Here is a 17356-nt window from a genome sequence, read left to right as displayed (position 1 = left end):
ATCCATGCGATGGGAAGCGGGATAGATGCGATAGAGAGAAGATCCATGCGATAGAGGGCGGGATAGATGCGATAGAGAGAAGGTCCATGCGATAGGAAGCGGGATAGATGCGATAGAGGGAAGATCCATGCGATAGGGGGCGGGATTGATGTGATAGAGGGAAGATCCATGCGATAGGAGTCGATATTGATGTGATAGAGAGAAGATCCATGCGATAGGAAGCGGGATGGATGTGATAGAGGGAAGATCCATGCGATAGCTATCGATACGCACCCCACACATAAAAAAGAACCGCGGTCTCCCGCGGTTCTCCTCATTCCTCTCTTTATTTCCCTTCCAACACTTCTACAGCTTCTTTAAGTGTCTCGGCTTGTCCGACATTTCCAGGAAACACAATGTATGCGCATCCTGGGAACTTGCTCTCGGGACCGGTTTTCCATACAGGAATCCCTGGCTTAATTTGACCGGCAACTTCCGCACGCTTGACGGATAGTCCAACGGTACCGACGCTACTAGAGGTGATGCCACCTTTTGCAACGATGTAATTTGGCTGAACCGATAGATCGCTGACGATGCTAGTCACGGCATCAGAAATCTTAACAGAAAGCTGTAACTCTTCTTCTTGACGGTTCTCTCCAAGATCTAATCGCTCGCGTCTAGTGTAATAAACCACTGATTTTCCTGATGTAATCAATTGTTCAATCGTTGTCCGTACTCGCTCCACTTCTTTGGCAAACGCTTCATCATCTAACACAAGGTGGACGTCAAATTCAATCGCTTCTACTAGTCCGCTTTCAATCAGCTCATTCAGTTGCTCGGTTGTTTTTTGAACGTGAGATCCCACAACAATCAGTCCGCCGTGATTTGTCTCTTCTGTAATTAACTCGTCACGCGTTAATAGGGCTTTGTCTGTTACCCCTCCGATCACCTTTGTTAGGGCAGATGCGCTACGGCATAGAAACTTCTTGCCTTCTTTTAACGCTTGAAGGAAGGCCGTAACAAAGACTTCAACATCTACGTAATCCACTGCATTAACAATGATTTTTTGAAAATCAGTTGCAGCAAGCAGCTGATGTTTCACAGCTTCTACATCATTTGCTCTTAATGTCTCAAGCGAAATATAAATTGAATCTTCCTTCTTGAATTTGCCTTTTGTTTTTTCTTCGACCCATTCTCCGAGGTGAGAAGAGTGGAAGCCAAACGTACGATCTTTCGCAAACTCTGTTTCTCCAGCAGGAACAAGCTCGTCTCCGTACTGTACGTAATGAACGTTATCAATCGTTAGGCGACCGCCTTCTTTAAAGAAGGGAATGATCACTTCTCCATCAAAACGAGTGGAAGAAGCAGCTTCAATCGAATCTTTTAATGTAACGGTCTCAAGTGGGTAGTGCCCTCGTAGCGTAGAGTCTCCCCGGCTGATCAGTACATAAGGAACGTTTTCCTCATCGGAAACAGCTTGTACTCTTTGGGCAATCTCAGTGTGAGCCGTTGTTGTTTCCGCAGAAGTGAATCCACGTGAATTTGTCAGTAGGAAGAAGATACGGTTATCTTCGCGGAATCCCGCTTGAATGGAACTCTTTGTCCAATCCGTATAAACAGATACCCCGTGTACCGTTTGAATACCAGTAGGATCATCATCTAACACAACAATTTTATACGCGGAATCCACTAGTTCTTTTGATAAAAGGTCTTGAACAACTTCTCTATTTATGGAAGGGACTTGGTCTAATCGTTCGGATGCTTTTAGGTTTTGCATAATTATTGCTCCTTTCTTTCTACAGTTACGTTTGCCATCTTCTCATAATGCTGGACAATACTGGCGTGATCCAAGGCTTCCTTTCCATCTGCTTTTAACGAATGGAAGATCTCAAGGAGCTGACTTGATAACGGCAGTGGAACAGATAATTCATGCGCGGTATTCATCACATTTGTCAGATCCTTTAAGTTAATATCAACTCGTCCGCCTGCTTTAAAGTTACGGTCCAGGATCATCGGAATTTTAGCATCCATGACGGTGCTTCCAGCAAGTCCTCCACGGATAGCCTGGTACATTTTATCAATATCAATTCCTGCTTTAGAAGCAAGTGTCAGAGCTTCCGATACAGCAGCAATATTTAAGTTCACGATAATTTGATTAGCAAGTTTAGCCGTTGTTCCGCAGCCGCTGTCTCCAACTAATACGATATCTGAACCCATCGCTTGAAGCACAGGCTTTACTTCTTCAAACTGTGCTTCTTCTCCACCAACCATGATAGCGAGTGTTCCATCAATCGCTTTAGGTTCTCCGCCGCTTACAGGAGCATCTAAGAAGTGAACACCTTGTGCTGCAGCAAGAATGGCCATTTCTTTAGAGTCTACAGGAGAAACAGAACTCATATCCACAATTACCAAGCCTTTTGATGCACCCTCCATGACACCGTTCTCGCCAAAAACGGCCATACGAACATGTTCGCCTTTAGGTAACATGGTAATAACGCAGTCACTGTTCTGAGCTACTTCCTTACCTGAGGTTGCAGGTGTTGCGCCTTCCGTTGCTAATTGATCAACAGCCCCTTGATTTAAATCGAAAACCGTCACTTGAAATCCTTTTTGAAGTAAATTACGTGCCATAGGGCTTCCCATAATACCTAATCCAATAAATCCAACGCGTTTGTTCATGTGTATCTCCATCCTTTTTTGTATAATCTCTCTCTTATTTTATAAACCTGGTAAAACGGCTTGGAACATTGTTAAGAAGTAGATAAAACCTAATGCTGTAAGACCGGCAATGAAACCACCTAAACTCCATACACGGAGTGTCTCCATCATCGTCAGACGTCCGAATTTACTTACAACCCAGAATCCGGAATCATTTGGTAGTGATAATCCAATACCACCTGCACAAATAGCAAGTCCAAGTAACACTGGTGAAGCACCTAGTTCTACTGCCATTGGTCCAAGAATAGTTGACGTTGTAATTAGGGCTACGGTAGCGCTTCCAAGTGCTGCGCGTAATAATTGCGCGAATAAGAAAGCAAGTAAAAGTACTGGCATATTTACGCCTTGCATCATACCAATGAGTAAATCACCAATCCCTGTTTCTTGAACAACTTTACCGAATGCACCACCTGCACCTGTAATTAATAAGATCATCCCAGACGATTCAAAAGCTTGTGTCATAACAGTCTTTGAATCTTCTTTCAAATAAGGCCTAAAAACAAAGAGTGCAACAATGACACTAATAAGTAAGGCTGTATTCTTATCACCGATAAAAGCAAAGAACGTAGGAATGATATGTTCAGGATTCTCTATAAATACAACGTTCATTAACGTGTTTGATAGAATCAAAACAATTGGTAGGGCAAGCATGGCATAAGCAAGCCAAGTCGGCATTTCTTTTCTGCCAGCTACTGGTTCTGTTTCTTCGATTTCCTCTGTGATATCATTTAGACGATCTCCGTTTGGTATTCGTTTGCCGATGAATTTACCATAAAGTACGCCACCGACTAGCGTGGCAGGAATCGCAACAAGCAATCCGTAAAGGAAGAACACACCGATGTCAGAACCTGTATTATCCGCAACAATCAGTGGACCTGGTGTTGGAATAATTAAGCTGTGTGAGACAATTAATCCAATTGCCAATATGGCAACAAATGTAGCAAGTGATATCTTTGTTTTGATAGATAAGCTTTGAACCAATTTATTTAAAATGATAAAGGCTGCATCAAAGAAAACGGGAATAGCCACAGTGGTTGCGGTTGCAGATAACGCAATGGGTGATCGTTTCACTCCAAATGCTCTTATCATTGACGATGCAATCTTTTCAATCGCACCAGATGCAGCAAGGAATTGGCCGAAGATAATTCCAAGACCAATTAGTATCCCTACCCCGGCTAACGTTCCTCCAAATCCATCAGCTATGACTCCAGGTAAATCACGAACGCCAATATTTGAAATGAGTCCAATTCCAATTGCTACAACAAGTAACGCAATAAATGCATCCCATTTTAACTTAATAATAAGAACAAAAAGCACAATCAAAGCTACGATAAACCCAATAATTAAACCTGTTCCTGTAAGCATATGTGTCACCTCTTGAAGTTACTTTCCATTTTATGAGCGCTTCCATTTAGAAGCTTATTTTTTCATGCGTGTTACGGCGAGCCTTGACTGGTTTACTCTGCTCGATAATCGTTCGCCACCGAGAGCAACCATACGTGTATACAATGTATCAATGAGCGTAAGCTGGACAATCCTTGAAACCATGGCATCAGAGCGTTTTGTTGTTTCTGCTGCTTGAGTTAGAAGAAGAAAGTTCGCCATGCTAGCAAGAGTCGTATTGCGGTTAGATGTAATGACAATGATTTTAGCTCCATTGTTCTTAGCTATTTCAACTACGTCAATAATGTCAACGGTTTCACCCGAATGTGAAATCGCTACAACAACATCCTGCTCATTCATATGACTTGCGTAAATGGCTTGATAGTGAGGGTCTTTCACAGAAAGTGTGGTCTCACCTAAACGCATAAATTTATGAGCACCATCTTCCGCAATGGTCCCTGATAAGCCTTGTCCAAAGAAGTAAAGGCGTTTTGCTTGTTGCAGAGCAAGAATCGCTTGTTCAATGGTTGTGACATTCATTTGATCCTGGGTCATTGATAAGGCAGAGCTAATTTGATCGGATATCTTTTCAAAGACAACATCTGCTTGATCACCCACTTGTATATCATTTGTTTCGGTTGCATTCGTTTTAGACTCAGCGAGCTCTTGAGCGAGAGCAACCTTTAATTCTTGATAACTTGCATAACCAAGCTTGCGATATAGTCTCACGACACTGGGCTCACTTACGTTACTTAATAGAGATAACTCATTCATAGAAAGTAAGAATGGTTTATCATGTTGATTCAATTGATTAATAATTTTTCGTTCAGACGCTGTAATGGTTCCTTTTTTTGATTCAATACGTTGTTGAAAACTGGACAACGATTAATCACCTCCGTGTTCGTAGTAATATTACTACAATAAAATCGCTTACACAAGACTTTTTGTTTGTTTTACTACATAAATTTAGTTGAATTATGTCGAATGTAGCGTTATCATAGGATTTATTGTAATAAAACTACATAACGGAGGGGTCTTTATGTTTATCTCTACGAAAGAACTTTTAATAAAAGCGGAGCAAGAACAAGCGGCGATTGCGGCGTTTAACTGCTATAACGCGGAAACGGTACAAGCGGCAATTCAAGCGGCTGAGCAGGCAGATCAAGGAGTGTTAATTGCATACGGAGAGCGGTATAAGGATTACATGAATTTGGAAGCGTTTGCTGCATTCACAATTAAAGTAGCAGAGCTTGCACGTGTTCCAGTGGCTCTACATTTAGATCATAGTTATGAATTAGAAACCATTAAGAGAGCAATCTCAGCCGGTTTTACATCTGTGATGTTTGATGGTTCACCTCATTCATTAGAAGAAAATATCCGATTAACAAAAGAGGTTGTTGAGCTCGCACATGCGCATGGCGTACATGTTGAAGCAGAAATTGGTTCAATGGAAAAGGGAGACTTCTCAGACGAAGAAGAGGGAGATGGCCGATTAACAGATCCAACTGAGGCTGCACGCTTTGTCTCAGAAACAGGCGTCGATTTCCTTGCTGCATCAATTGGAACGGTTCATGGGATGTATAAAGGAGAGCCGAAGCTTCAATTTGATTTGCTCGAGGAAATAGCGGAGAAGGTTCAAATTCCATTAGTACTACACGGTGGGTCAGGTACGCCAGAGGATCAAGTATTAAAAGCGATTGATTATGGCATCCGGAAGATTAACGTTAACACGGAAATTTCATTAACCGCAGTGAGCACAATTGCAGACATGGTGAAAGAAAACCAACAAGTACATTTAAGCACGTTAATGACGCATGCACAGGAACAAATGACAATCCATATGGAGAAAATCATTCGTTTGTATCAAAATAAATAAAAAGAAAACAAATTGTTGCTTCATATATTTAGTTAAAAAAAGCAGCTTTGGCATAACAAATCCATCGCTGCTTTTACTTTGTATCATCTTTTTACGTAGTATTTTTGTATAAACCCTAAAGTTTAAACCTATTTACAGAGTTTTGTAAGTCCCCCGCAATGTTTGTTAAGTGAGTTGACGCACTCGCAACTTCTTCCATTGATGCACCCTGTTCTTCGGCTGCCGCTGCTACTTGTTGTGAATGGCTAGATGCATCAGTAGCTAATTTTGCTGCGATTTCTATTTTACCAACCATATCCATAATATGATCATTAACGTAGGTAAATGATTGAGATACCTCGTCTATTTGACTAGAAACGTTACTGACAGCTCCGGTAATTTGAGTGAATTCCTCACCTGCACGATCGACTAAATTCATTCCACCATTCACTGCAGTATTTACGTCATCAAACGTTTGAATGGAGAGTTTAATTTGACTGTTAATACGTTCTATTAGTTGTTCAATATGGCTAGCAGATACTTGAGATCTCTCAGCTAGTTTTCGTACTTCAGAAGCAACAACTGCAAATCCTTTACCTTGCTCTCCAGCACGTGCTGCTTCTATTGATGCATTTAAAGCTAGCAGACTCGTTTGCTCTGCAACTTCGGTGACTAACAAAATCATTTTGCTAATCTCTGTGGATTGATTACCTAGTTGTTTAATAACTGTTGAAACTTCACCTGTTCTATCTTTTATTAATTTCATTTGTGATAGACTGTCATTTACAATTTTTAGACCGTTTTCTGCTTTTTCATTCGTTTCTTTTGAACTATAATCTACGTCACTTACAAGACTTTGTATTGATTTAACCATTTGTTCAATGTTCTCAGCTGATCTTGTAGCCTGATGAGTCTGTTTCATCTGAATTTCTGAACCGGCGGCGACTTCTTGAATGACCTGTGTGATTTCTTCAGCTGCTTGGTTCGTTTGCTTTGCTCCTGCGGATAACTGATTAGAAGAAGAGGCAATTTGTTCAGATTTTACTACCACGTCTTTTACGAGAGTACTAAGGTTAAGCCTCATTTGTTCATAGTATTTAGATAACTGCCCGACTTCATCATTAACAAAATCATTAAGTGAAACAGTAAAAGTACCTTGACCAGCATTTTCTAATGCATGTCCTACATTATTCAATCGTCTTTTTAATCGAGCTGTGAACCCAAGTACAATAAGTGCAGCGATTACTACGCCCACCACAACGATTACGCTTAGGCTGAGTAGTATTGAAGAGATTGTCTGATCGACTAGTCTTTGAGAAACGCCTGTGTACCACATTCCTATAATTTCTTCATTAGTATTTTTGATTGGTTGATATGCAGTTTGGGTCATTACCCCTGCGACATCTGCCTCTCCAAAATATTTGTCTCCGTTTTTGAGTACAGTCTGTATTACTTCGTTTGATGCTTGAGTTGAAACAGCCCGTTCCCCGTTCACTTTCACGTTTGTTGCAACTCTAGTGTCACCTTGGAAAATTGTGACCGTGCCGCCAGTCATTTCGGCAATTTGATCAACTAGTTCATCATTATTATTTAGAACCGTTTCTCCTTTGTAAAGCCTTTCGTTGATTACTTGCCATTCGCCAGGTATCTCTTTATCGATTGCATAGAAAGATAACAAAAGATCAGAATGAGCCTTTTCGAGGGCCATTTCCTTAATCCCGTCAGTAACCATTTTATATACAACAACACCCAATGTTCCCCCAAAGATAATTAACAGGGACAAAACTAAAGCATTTATCTTAAATGAAAGTCCTATATTTTTGAATAATCTCATTTCTTTATCTCCTCTAATTCATTAGTTATTTCTACCTAGAGATATATCGACCAGATAGAAATAAATTTCACTATTTGCTGAAAGAAATGTAGAAACCGTGTTTTTGTCTTAAAAAGATTTAAAGAGGCTGAGACATAACTTAAAATCAATTTGAAAAGGCGAATGATTCGATTGCAGAATCATTCGCCTTTCGTGATTTAATTTAAACAAGCGGAGGAAGAACCCGAGACTCCTACGGAACAGAACGTGGTGAAGACACTGTAGCGGCGCTTTTTCCGCGGAGGGGGCTGAGGCCGTTCCCGTGGAAAGCGAGGGATTCTCCTGTAGCGGATTTGGTGCTATATTCGTATTTTGCTGGCTACATTAATGTTATGTCGCGCCCTCTTTTTTAAGGTTATTTGATTAAGTACTACATGTTCTCATCAAGCCAAAAACAAATAAGCCAACCCAATTACAATCAATATCGCAATGGGGATAATCAACAGATAAATCCACGACAAATTTCGAAAACTTTTTTCACTGCTGTAATTCTGATCAACTATATTTACATAAATAATCGTAACGATAAGACCAATCAGACATATGAGACCCGTAAAAATAAGTAAAAACGTCATTCTGCCACTCCTTTGGACATCCTTCTTTCACTGTAAGGGATTTAAAGATTCTTTGTAAGCGCATAATCTTTTTTGTTTATGTATTGACACACCTAATTATCAGAATTATTATAAATATAATATCTGATATATCAGATGGACTAATTATTAAAAAGAGTGTCGTTAATTGAGAGATTGACAGGTACAGACTTCATCGATAGTATTTGATATATCAGATATCATTGGAGGAGTCATCATGAAAAAGCAGATGGATGCGGCGAACTTTTTTAGTTCAGGAGTTGAAAGTGTTAAGTCCTTGCGCGAAATTGCAGTAGAGAAAATTAAAGAGGCGATTGTAAGTGGATATTTTTTGCCTGGAGATCATTTAAAAGAACGTGAGCTGTCTCAGTTAATGGGAATAAGTACGACTCCAATTAAAGAGGCATTTCGGATTCTTGGAAATGAGGGATTTGTTCAGACCATTCCGCGAAAAGGAACCTATGTGTCAGAATACGCCAATACGTCAATCGAGGAAATTCTATTGCTTCGTGCATCGATTGAAGGACTTTGCTGTCGATTAGCAGCGATGAAAATGACTGATTCAGAGCTTGAGATGCTAGAAGGTCAGATTAACACGATGCAGGAATTAAAAGAAAACGAGGATGCGGAAGCGTTAGTACAGCACAATACAGCCTTTCACGAAATGATTGTCCATTTTGCCGAGAATGCAATGATTAAGAATATGCTAAACAACGTCAAAGCATTTGACCATGCATTTCGAAAACGAGCTCTTTCCTATCAGAAAGAAATCATTGAGGGATATGAAGAGCACTCAGCAATCTTCCAAGCGATCAAAAGTCGAGATGGTGATCTGGCTGAGAAATTAATGAAGCAGCATATTTTACGAACGACAGAATTCATCCTGTCTCATCAGAAGGAACAATAGGAGCTTGGCTTCTATTAAATAAAATGATAACGCATACAAAAAAGGGAGGACGACATGGATTATACAACATTCGCCAAAAAGCTAGAGACGATTTCAGCCATTCCTATTACTGCTTTTCATGATGATTTGAGTGTGAACTGGGATGGGGTTAAGGAAAATATTGAGTTCTTAATGGAGAATAAACTTGAGGTTGTTGTGCCATGTGGAAACACAAGTGAGTTCTACGCTCTATCGATTGACGAAGCAAAAGAAGAGACCAGAAGAGTTGTAGAGTACGTAAATGGTCGAGCGCTAGTTGTCGCAGGGGTTGGATATGCTGTACCAACGGCTGTGGAGCTTGGTAACTTTGCCAAAGAAGCGGGTGCAGATGCCATTATGATTCATATGCCTGTCCATCCGTATATTACTTCTAAAGGAGCAGCTAATTATTTCCGCTCCATTATCGAGCAGGTTGATTTACCAGCCATTGTTTATTTCAAAGATCCAAATGTATCAGATGACGTCTTAAAGGAACTTGCTCCACTCGACAAACTTGTTGGTGTGAAATATGCAATTAATGACTTGCCGCGTTTTACTAAACTTGTGCGTGAGGTACCAGCTTCACATAACGTCGCTTGGATATGTGGGACAGCTGAAAAGTGGGCACCGTACTACTGGAATGCGGGGGCGGTTGGATTTACTTCAGGTCTAGTCAACATCCTGCCGAGTAAATCATTTGAATTACTAGAGGCGCTTAGAGCGAACAATACAGAGGCGGCCTGGGACGTATGGGAACATGTGCTTCCGTTTGAAGACTTGCGCGCTAAATACAATAACGGAAACAACGTGGTTGTAATTAAAGAAGCGATGGAAGCAGTTGGGTTAACGGCTGGTAAAACACGTGAGCCTGTTGCAGCTTTAAATGAATCGGATCATGCAGAAGTCGAAGCACTACTCGAAACGTGGGGACTAAAAACAACTCAAAATTCATAAAGGATGGTGTGGAACATGTCAGAAGCAGTAACGTACAGCAATTTTATCAATGGTGAGTGGATACAAGGATCGACCGGAGAAGTAGGAGAAAGTGTGAATCCGGCTCGTGCAAAAGAAGTGGTCGGGCGGTTCCAAAAATCAACGGCGAAGGATTTGGATCAAGCTGTACAATCAGCTGCTGTGGCACTGAAGAAATGGCGTAAGTTAACTGGAGCTGCAAGAGGTGCTTATCTGTATAAAGTAGCTGATATTCTTGAAGCAAGAACAGATGAAGTAGCTGAGGTTATGACTAAGGAAATGGGTAAAACCCTCCCTGAGGCAAAAGGCGAAACCGCTCGTGGAGTAGCCATTCTAAGATATTATGCTGGTGAAGGAATGCGAAAGGTTGGAGACGTCATTCCATCAACCGATGCTGAGGCGTTTATGTTCACAACTCGTAAGGCTCTTGGCGTTGTAGGAGTTATTACACCTTGGAACTTCCCTGTAGCGATTCCAATTTGGAAGATGGCACCCGCATTAATCTATGGGAACACCGTCATCCTTAAACCGGCCTCAGAAGCTTCTATTACAGCAGCTAAAGTGATAGAGTGCTTTGCTGAAGCTGGATTCCCTGAAGGAGTCGTAAACTATATTACGGGTTCAGGTTCCATTATTGGTCAGGGACTAGCTGATCACAAGCAGGTTGATGGCATCACATTTACTGGTTCTGATGGTGTTGGTCAGCAGGTTGGCCAAGCTGTTCTTGCTAGAGGTGGAAAGTATCAGCTTGAGATGGGTGGAAAGAACCCTGTTATCGTAGCGGATGATGCAGACTTAGATCTGGCCGTCGATGCCACGATAAGTGGAGGACTGAAATCAACTGGACAAAAGTGTACCGCAACAAGTCGAGTGATTGTCGATCAAGCAGTCTATGAAACATTTAAAGAAAAATTAGTTGCAAAAGTGAGTGAATTAAAAGTAGGAGACGGGCTTGACTCCGATACATGGATGGGACCAAGTGTCAGTGAAGGCCAGCTTGATACCGTACTTTCTTACATCGAAAAAGGGAAGGAAGAAGGAGCCAACCTATTATTCGGTGGTCGCCGCTTAGAAGATGGAGAGCTTGCTGACGGGTATTATGTAGAGCCTGCGATCTTTGATGAAGTAGATACGAAGATGAGTATTGCTCAAGAAGAGATTTTTGGACCAGTTCTTGCTCTAATTAAGGTAGATGGTCTGGAACAAGCCATTGAAGTGGCAAATGATACGAAGTTTGGTTTAAGTGCTTCGATCTTCACAACGAACATTGCTCGCATGATGACATTTATTGAAGATATTGATGCAGGACTTGTCCGGATTAATGCGGAAAGTGCTGGAGTTGAACTACAAGCGCCATTTGGTGGGATGAAACAATCGAGCTCGCACTCTCGTGAGCAAGGAACAGCTGCCATTGAATTCTTTACAGAAGTAAAAACCGTTTTTATCAAAGGATAAATGAGGGGGATTTAAGATGAAGATTTCAAAAGTAAAGCTTACTGCAGTTGGTGTTCCACGCCACACTGGATTTGTGAATAAACACGTGATTGTGCAGCTGGAAACAGATGAAGGAGCGGTGGGAATCGGAGAAATGTCCGATTTCTCTCACCTTCCTCGTTATTCAGTTGATATGAAAGATCTGGAAGCTACTCTTGATTCCATTTTAATTGGTAAGAATCCGTTTGATACAGCAGATATCAATCGCGAGCTCGACTTAAATTTTCCGCAAGCGCTTTATTATTATGAAAAAGGTAGTTTTATCCGAAACGGCGTAGATACAGCACTATATGATGTATGTTCAAAATACTTAGGCGTGTCGATGTCTGATCTATTAGGTGGACGTCAACGCGAGAAATTTAAAGTGTGCTACCCAATTTTCCGTCATCGTTTTATGGATGAAGTGGATGAAAATATTGAGATTGTACGAAACCGACTTGAACAAGGGTTTGATACATTCCGTCTTTATGTTGGGAAAAACGTAGATGCAGATGAAGCATTCCTGGATCGTGTCTATTCTGAATTTGCTGGAAAAGTCACCATCAAATCCTTAGATTTTAGTCACTTGCTAGATTGGAAGGATGCGCTTCGGGCTACAAGACGCCTTTCGAAGTATCACTTTGAATTGGTAGAGAGTCCGGCATTCTGGAATGACTTTGAAGGGTTAAATCATTTTAGACTTCAGTGCGAGTTCCCTGTAAGTGAGCATGTATGGAGCCCAAGACAGCAATATGAAATGATCAAAAAGGATTCTGTTGATATCTTTAACATTGCTCCAGTCTTTATCGGTGGACTGACAGCAGCTAGAAAAGCAGCCTATGCAGCTGAAGTAGCCGGGAAAAGTGTCTTAATTGGAACGACACAAGAGCTCTCGATTGGAACATCGGCTATGGCTCACTTTGGAAGCGCTCTACCACACTTAAATTATACATCTGACCCAACAGGTCCAGAGCTATATATTGATGATATTGTCACGGACAAAATTCAGTATGAAAATGGATTCCTTCGTCTTCCAGACAGGAAGATTGCCGGAATTGGGGTAGATCTTGATTGGAATAAAATTGAAAAATATCGAGTGCCTGATCTAAGCTGGGGCGATGTTTCTGTTCATCAGCTGCAGGATCGAACATCCCAAACGAGAGGATAGGGAGGGAGACTCATGAGGAAGCACGGAAAGGTGGCAGCACTTGGAATAGGTCTTCTATTCCTCGCTGCCTGTTCCTCTTCTGAAGGGAAACAGGCAACAGAGGCTGATATCGCCAACTATCCAAACAAAACCATTGAAGTGTATGTGCCGGCAAGTCCAGGAGGGCAAACGGATACAGCCGCTCGTGTGATGGCTAAACACTTACCTAAATACCTTGGAGCAAACATAGTGATTGTCAATCAAGCTACAGCTGGAGGCGCTCTTGCTTTTGAAAATGTACGTTCCTCAGATAAGGATGGATACAGTCTCCTCTTTAATCACCAAGCCCTTCATACTGGTCATGCCGTACGTCAGCTCGAGTACAGTACAAATGAATTAACAGCCATCGGCACCTATTCATCTGTGAATCAGGTATTCGTTGTCAGTGCCAATTCACCTTACGAAACACTTGATGACCTCGTAGACTATGCGAAGGAAAATCCCAATGAAATCATTTATGGCTCCCAAATCGGAGGAACCACACACTTTATGGGAGAATTATTAGGCATTGAATCTGATACGGAAATTAAAATCCTTGATGTAGGTAGTGAGTCCGACCGGATGACTGGACTTCTTGGAGGACAAATCGATCTCGCTGTAACAGGTGTTGGTAATGTATTAAATTACATTGAATCCGGAGACTTTAGAGCCTTAGGGGTACTCTCGGACGAACGTGATGAGTTGGCTCCTGAGCTTGAGACAACAGTGGAGCAGGGATATGATGTTCAATTCCCTATCGTCCATTCCTTATATGGTCCTAAGGATATGCCGGATGAGATTGTTCAAAAGTGGAATGATGCGACAGAGCAGCTTGCACAAGATGAGGATTACAACGAGGAGCTCGAAAAGACGTTCCAGCAGCACACATTAATGGACGCTGAGGAAGCACGATTATTTTCTCAAGAAGAAATGGAAAAAGCTCAGCTTATCGCAGATGAACTTTTTTCAGATATTGAATGATAAGGCGTGATGGGAATGAATCTAACACAAGAACGAGTCATGGGTATAGTCATTGCGGGGCTCGGTTTACTCATGTTTTTGAATACATTCGCCATGTCTTTTATGATGTTAGCGGATGATCCAGGTCCAAGACTTTTGCCTCGAGTGGTTTCGATTGCACTCATAGTATGTGGAGTTGGACTCGCCTTTTATAAAAGTGAGGGTGCTAGGCAACTTACCTTTAAATTAAACGAGAACAGCAAACGAATGGTGATCAGCTTTATTGCGCTTCTTGCGTATGCTTTGTTGTTTAATGTGCTTGGGTACATCATCAGTACGTTTGTATTCCTCAGTTTTCTAACATGGTACCTAACGAATGAGAAAGACAAAACAACCATTTGGAAAAGTTTAATTAATGGGTTTATTGTAACCGCTATCATATATGTGGTGTTTTCACAATTACTGAATGTCATTTTACCTGCAGGGCTTCTATAAAGGAGGAGCAACATGGACGTATTTATTCAAAGTTTATCTGCATCCTTCACTCCGTTCGTCATCCTGCTTATGGCACTAGGTGTGCTGATTGGATTGATATTTGGAACAGTGCCAGGATTAACAGCAACGATGGGTATGGCACTTTTTGTACCCTTTACCTTTGGAATGGACCCTGTACCCGGAATCGCCTTTTTAATCTGTTTACACTTGGGCGGTGTATCAGGAGGGCTTGTTGCCTCCACCTTGCTTGGGATCCCAGGAACTCCTTCTTCTATCGCAACAACCTTTGATGCGTACCCAATGTCTAAAAATGGTGAGCCACTGCGTGCGCTTGGAATAGGAGTCATTGCATCATTAGTGGGTGGGGCGTTGAGCTTCATCGCTCTTGTAACCATCTCACCTGTTATTTCAAGACTAGCTGTAAAGATGGGGCCATTTGAATTCTTTGCCTTAATCTTCTTTGCCCTTTCACTTGTTGCAGTGCTTGCGAAGGGAAGTATGTTAAAAGGAGTAACAGCCGGACTTCTTGGACTCGCGGCAGGGCTTGTTGGCTTCGCGCCAATTGATGGCTTGCAGCGCTATACGCTGGGAATCCTTGAGTTAAAGGGTGGGTTTGAACTTCTCCCTTTAATTATGGGATTATTCGCAATCTCTCAACTATTGATTGAGATCCTCGGAGATTCTAAAAGCCAGGATATCGACCTTAAGGCAAAAGGCTTTGCTTTCTCGCTTACGGAGATCGTCAAGAACTGGTGGAACCTTCTTCGGTCATCACTCATTGGGATTGCCTTTGGTATTTTACCCGGACTTGGTAGTGGTACATCGAACTTAGTTGCGTATGCACAGGCAAAGCAGGCTTCTAAGACATCAGAACGATTTGGAAAGGGAGCACCGGAAGGAATCTACGCATCGGAATCAGCAAACACAGCAAGTGTCGGCGGCTCGCTTATCCCTATGCTATCACTTGGGATTCCGGGTGACACGGTAACGGCGATTCTTTTAGGTGGATTTATGATTCACGGACTTCAACCCGGACCGTTGTTCTTCACGAGTAACCCTGATATTGTTTACGTCGTATTTATTGCCTTTTTTGTCGCAATGGTATTGGTGTTCTTGTATCAGTTGTTTGGAATGAAGCTTTTCACTCGTGTACTAACCGTTCCAAAGCAATATCTATTTCCAGTCATCTTTGTTCTAACAATAGTCGGAGCTTATACAACAAATAGTTCAATCTTTGATATCTGGGTTATGATTTTATTTGGAGTTGTTGGTTTTTTCCTTGTTCGAAATGGATTTCCGATTGCTCCAATGATCCTTGGATTTATACTCGGACCTTTACTTGAAACGTATATGAGAAGAGCACTCATGACATCAGGAAATGCAGCCGACTTTTTCACAAACCCAATCTCCGCCTTATTTATTCTGGCTGGAATTGCATGTGTGGTCTTTACTCTTAGAAGTGAGATCAAAGAAAAAAGAGGGAAGAGTTCAGACAATACACTTAATGTTTAAAAAATGGATTAAAAAGCACCGTGCTAGAAGCCCAATGAATCTTCAGGTTACAGATTCATTGGGCTTTTCTACTGCTACCATGGAATAACTTACCCAAAGGCTTCATAAAATTTGTTGATCAAGCTTGTATATTGAAACCCTGTCGAAAAAAATTTTAGGTGATGTTATTGTATTTTTTGGCTATTCGATTTATATTAGTTGTACGTACTAGTTTAGTTGAGAACCAATCCGATCGAAATCTAAATCGATAATGTCCGTACAAATGATAGCGCTATCATTTGGAGGACAACCAATTAGGGGGATGAGTTTTATGAAAAAGCTGGGCTTAGTAGGGTTAGTGGTAGTCGGTGGATTAATGGTAGCCGCTTGTTCTGAGGGAAGTTCTGGTGGAGACGGCGGAGGTGAAGAAGAATTAACAGTTGGTATTTCCATGCCAACGCAATCTTCAGAACGGTGGATTGCAGACGGGGATAACATGGTCAACTATTTTGAAGAATTAGGGTATAAAACAGAGCTTCAATATGCCGAGGATGTAGTGGAAAACCAAGTATCTCAAATTGAGAACATGATTACGTTAGGCGTAGATGCTTTAGTCATTGCTGCAGTTGATGGAGAAGCACTTACAAGTGTTTTGGAAAGTGCAAATGCAGAAGAAATCCCAGTGATTTCATATGACCGATTAATCATGAACTCTGAGCATGTTGATTATTATGCGACCTTCGATAATTACGAGGTTGGAGTGATGCAAGGCCAGTACATTGTTGACCAACTCGATTTAGAAAATGAAGCAGGTCCTTTTAACATTGAATTGTTTGCAGGTTCACCTGATGATAACAATGCTCATTTCTTCTTTAATGGTGCAATGTCTATTCTTCAACCTTATTTAGATGAAGGAAAATTAATAGTAGGCAGTGGTCAAACCGATTTTAACCAAATCTCTATTCTACGATGGGACGGCGCAACAGCTCAAAGTCGAATGGATAATCTACTAAGCTCAAATTATGGTGGTGGTGAAGAGTTACATGCTGTTTTAGCTCCAGCGGATCTTCTAAGTATTGGTGTACTTGCTTCATTAAAAAGCGTTGGATATACGGCGGATGATATGCCAATTATCACCGGTCAAGATGCAGATATCCCATCCGTTAATGCCATTATTGCTGGAGAACAGTCGATGACCGTGTTTAAAGATACAAGGGTCTTAGCTGAAAAAGCGGTGGAGATGACTGAGTCCGTTCTGAACAACGAGGAACCTGAGGTGAATGACACGGATACCTACGACAACAATGTAAAAGTGGTTCCTTCATTCCTGGAGTCGCCTGTTGTGGTAGATATCGATAATTACGAAGAAATTCTAATTGATAGTGACTATTACACAGCAGACCAGCTTAATTAGCACCTACTCGTTGAGGGGTTCTAGAAGAGTAGAACCCCT

At 41.5% G+C, this 17356-nt stretch carries 14 protein-coding genes; 9 read left to right on the top strand and 5 right to left on the bottom strand.

The features are described from left to right. Positions 1-325: 325 nt before the first annotated feature. From NSQ54_16655 to NSQ54_16640, 4 genes are read right to left on the bottom strand one after another with little or no spacing between them, the layout of a single operon-like run. Positions 326-1756 carry a four-carbon acid sugar kinase family protein gene (locus NSQ54_16655; GenBank protein ID WYP25935.1) on the bottom strand — a complete coding sequence of 477 codons (1431 nt, stop codon included), beginning with the start codon at positions 1754-1756 and terminating at the stop codon, positions 326-328. A 2-nt stretch (positions 1757-1758) separates the two neighbouring features. Beyond that, the gene (garR, locus tag NSQ54_16650; GenBank protein WYP25934.1) at positions 1759-2658 is read right to left on the bottom strand and encodes a 2-hydroxy-3-oxopropionate reductase; all 900 of its coding nucleotides are present in this window, start codon (positions 2656-2658) and stop codon (positions 1759-1761) included. Positions 2659-2697: 39 nt separating this feature from the next. Next, positions 2698-4062, bottom strand: a complete 1365-nt coding sequence (locus NSQ54_16645; protein ID WYP25933.1) for a gluconate:H+ symporter — start codon at positions 4060-4062, stop codon at positions 2698-2700. Between the two features lie 54 nt (positions 4063-4116). Next, on the bottom strand, positions 4117-4962 hold the full coding sequence (locus NSQ54_16640) for a MurR/RpiR family transcriptional regulator (protein WYP25932.1): 846 nt from the start codon (positions 4960-4962) through the stop codon (positions 4117-4119). Positions 4963-5119: 157 nt separating this feature from the next. Between NSQ54_16640 and NSQ54_16635 the strand changes: the two genes are divergently transcribed. Then, complete coding sequence (locus NSQ54_16635) at positions 5120-5956, top strand: class II fructose-bisphosphate aldolase (protein ID WYP25931.1); 837 nt, start codon at positions 5120-5122, stop codon at positions 5954-5956. Positions 5957-6071: 115 nt separating this feature from the next. On the opposite strand, the gene NSQ54_16630 is transcribed toward NSQ54_16635, so the two are convergent. Then, a complete protein-coding gene (locus NSQ54_16630; protein ID WYP25930.1) occupies positions 6072-7688 on the bottom strand; it encodes a methyl-accepting chemotaxis protein in 1617 nt (538 codons plus the stop codon). A 930-nt stretch (positions 7689-8618) separates the two neighbouring features. Between NSQ54_16630 and NSQ54_16625 the strand changes: the two genes are divergently transcribed. The 8 genes from NSQ54_16625 to chvE all read left to right on the top strand — a co-directional run bounded on the left by NSQ54_16625 (position 8619) and on the right by chvE (position 17317). Beyond that, positions 8619-9308: a GntR family transcriptional regulator gene (locus tag NSQ54_16625; protein ID WYP25929.1), complete on the top strand. Its 690-nt coding sequence runs from the start codon at positions 8619-8621 to the stop codon at positions 9306-9308. Between the two features lie 54 nt (positions 9309-9362). Then, a complete protein-coding gene (locus tag NSQ54_16620) occupies positions 9363-10280 on the top strand; it encodes a dihydrodipicolinate synthase family protein (GenBank protein ID WYP25928.1) in 918 nt (305 codons plus the stop codon). 15 nt (positions 10281-10295) lie between these two features. Next, positions 10296-11753 (top strand): alpha-ketoglutaric semialdehyde dehydrogenase GucD, encoded by a 1458-nt coding sequence (gene gucD, locus NSQ54_16615; GenBank protein ID WYP25927.1) that lies wholly within the window; start codon positions 10296-10298, stop codon positions 11751-11753. 16 nt (positions 11754-11769) lie between these two features. Next, positions 11770-12939 (top strand): enolase C-terminal domain-like protein, encoded by a 1170-nt coding sequence (locus tag NSQ54_16610; protein WYP25926.1) that lies wholly within the window; start codon positions 11770-11772, stop codon positions 12937-12939. 12 nt (positions 12940-12951) lie between these two features. Then, the gene (locus NSQ54_16605; GenBank protein ID WYP25925.1) at positions 12952-13938 is read left to right on the top strand and encodes a tripartite tricarboxylate transporter substrate binding protein; all 987 of its coding nucleotides are present in this window, start codon (positions 12952-12954) and stop codon (positions 13936-13938) included. A 15-nt stretch (positions 13939-13953) separates the two neighbouring features. Further along, a complete protein-coding gene (locus tag NSQ54_16600) occupies positions 13954-14412 on the top strand; it encodes a tripartite tricarboxylate transporter TctB family protein (protein WYP25924.1) in 459 nt (152 codons plus the stop codon). Between the two features lie 12 nt (positions 14413-14424). Then, a complete protein-coding gene (locus tag NSQ54_16595) occupies positions 14425-15924 on the top strand; it encodes a tripartite tricarboxylate transporter permease (GenBank protein WYP25923.1) in 1500 nt (499 codons plus the stop codon). Between the two features lie 310 nt (positions 15925-16234). Then, a complete protein-coding gene (chvE, locus tag NSQ54_16590; GenBank protein WYP25922.1) occupies positions 16235-17317 on the top strand; it encodes a multiple monosaccharide ABC transporter substrate-binding protein in 1083 nt (360 codons plus the stop codon). Positions 17318-17356: the final 39 nt, after the last annotated feature.

The sequence above is a fragment of the Alkalihalobacillus sp. FSL W8-0930 genome (assembly GCA_037965595.1).
In the GTDB taxonomy this organism is placed as follows: Bacteria; Bacillota; Bacilli; order Bacillales; family Bacillaceae_D; genus Alkalicoccobacillus.
This window is presented reverse-complemented; position numbering and strand designations above follow the sequence as displayed.

What these genes read in the sequence shown, in the direction of transcription:
- NSQ54_16620 (WYP25928.1), top strand. Translation starts at nt 9,363, where the DNA reads ATGGATTATACAACATTCGCCAAAAAGCTAGAGACGATTTCAGCCATT.
- NSQ54_16610 (WYP25926.1), top strand. Translation starts at nt 11,770, where the DNA reads ATGAAGATTTCAAAAGTAAAGCTTACTGCAGTTGGTGTTCCACGCCAC.
- NSQ54_16655 (WYP25935.1), bottom strand. Translation starts at nt 1,756, where the DNA reads ATGCAAAACCTAAAAGCATCCGAACGATTAGACCAAGTCCCTTCCATA.
- NSQ54_16635 (WYP25931.1), top strand. Translation starts at nt 5,120, where the DNA reads ATGTTTATCTCTACGAAAGAACTTTTAATAAAAGCGGAGCAAGAACAA.
- NSQ54_16605 (WYP25925.1), top strand. Translation starts at nt 12,952, where the DNA reads ATGAGGAAGCACGGAAAGGTGGCAGCACTTGGAATAGGTCTTCTATTC.
- NSQ54_16595 (WYP25923.1), top strand. Translation starts at nt 14,425, where the DNA reads ATGGACGTATTTATTCAAAGTTTATCTGCATCCTTCACTCCGTTCGTC.
- garR (WYP25934.1), bottom strand. Translation starts at nt 2,658, where the DNA reads ATGAACAAACGCGTTGGATTTATTGGATTAGGTATTATGGGAAGCCCT.
- gucD (WYP25927.1), top strand. Translation starts at nt 10,296, where the DNA reads ATGTCAGAAGCAGTAACGTACAGCAATTTTATCAATGGTGAGTGGATA.
- NSQ54_16600 (WYP25924.1), top strand. Translation starts at nt 13,954, where the DNA reads ATGAATCTAACACAAGAACGAGTCATGGGTATAGTCATTGCGGGGCTC.
- NSQ54_16625 (WYP25929.1), top strand. Translation starts at nt 8,619, where the DNA reads ATGAAAAAGCAGATGGATGCGGCGAACTTTTTTAGTTCAGGAGTTGAA.
- NSQ54_16645 (WYP25933.1), bottom strand. Translation starts at nt 4,062, where the DNA reads ATGCTTACAGGAACAGGTTTAATTATTGGGTTTATCGTAGCTTTGATT.
- chvE (WYP25922.1), top strand. Translation starts at nt 16,235, where the DNA reads ATGAAAAAGCTGGGCTTAGTAGGGTTAGTGGTAGTCGGTGGATTAATG.